This is a genomic window from Frankia sp. R82, assembly GCF_023716925.1.
In the GTDB taxonomy this organism is placed as follows: domain Bacteria; phylum Actinomycetota; class Actinomycetes; order Frankiales; family Frankiaceae; genus Frankia.
Map to the genome: position 1 here is coordinate 1 of NZ_JAMQQG010000174.1, position 1098 is coordinate 1098.

Annotated in this window: 1 protein-coding gene; it reads right to left on the minus strand. The window is 73.5% G+C overall.

What is annotated here, in order from left to right; translation table 11 throughout:
• The coding region (locus ND747_RS16450) for an HNH endonuclease signature motif containing protein (protein ID WP_251734485.1) at nucleotides 1-1076 on the minus strand (1076 nt) is incomplete at its 3' end.
• Nucleotides 1077-1098 lie beyond the last annotated feature (22 nt).

Consider the following 1098-nt stretch of genomic DNA (forward strand, 5'->3'; position numbering starts at 1 on the left):
CCGGTGGGGGTGGTCCAGGTGATGTGGCCGGGGAGGGTCTGTTCGATCAGCCAGCTGGCGGGCTGCTGATGATCGGCTGATCCGGCCTGGCCGGCCTGGCCGGTGTGGCCGGTGTGGCCTGTCGGGCTGGCGGGCTGCTGCTTACGGCGGCCGAGCATCCGGTGATGACGCCGGCAGACCGGGGCGAGGCTGCCCTCCCGAGTCCGTCCCCCGTCGACCCAGGCAACCGTATGGTCAAGATCTGTGCTGGTGGCGGGCTGCCCGCAGCCCGGCAGCACACAGGTGGTGTTGCGCGCCCGCACCCTGCGGGCCAGGGCCGCCGAGGGAAACCTGCGCTGGGACACGTCGACGAGGTCCCCGCTGTCCCGGCGGGTCAGGATCTGCCGCCACGTGCAGTGCGGATCGTCGCTCATCTGCCGGACCACCTCCGCCGGCACCGGCCCGAACCCGGGAATCTCTCCGGGTAGCTCTGTCAGCCCGAGCAGGGTTTCCACTGGCACGATCACCTGCAGTTCGACCGGGACCCGCCCGGCGTCCGCGCCCATCAACAGCCCGTAGGCCACATCCGCCCGCCGCTGATCAAAACTGCGACCATCCCCAGCGCCCTGGCGGGCGAGCCGGGTGAGCCGCGCCCACACCGCCCACACCTGCTCCGCGCCCAGCACCAGGCCCACCCGGCCCATCCCGTCAGCCTCGGGACGTACCTCCACCCGCCGCGCGGCCTGCGCCTTCTCCCGCCGCCGCGCCGCCCCGCCCGGATCCACCCGCAGCACCCCGCGGCGTACCGCCTGCGCGAACGCCTCCGCACTGGGCCGGCCACCCCGCGCCAACACCACCCCGGCCACCAGCCCGGCCTGCTCGTCGGACAGCTGCCCGGTCAACCGGTCCAACACCACCAGCCGCCCCAGATCAATCACCCCCTCGTACAGGGCTTTCACTGCCCCTACCAGACGGCGCACCACCCGCACCGCAAACGCCACCTGCAGGCCACCCTGCGCCGGCGACAGGCCCGCCGCCAACCCCACCTCCTCACCCACGAACTCGCTGTACCCCCACCGCTCTGCTTCCGCCCACACCCCCGCCCGCACCCCACCCGCC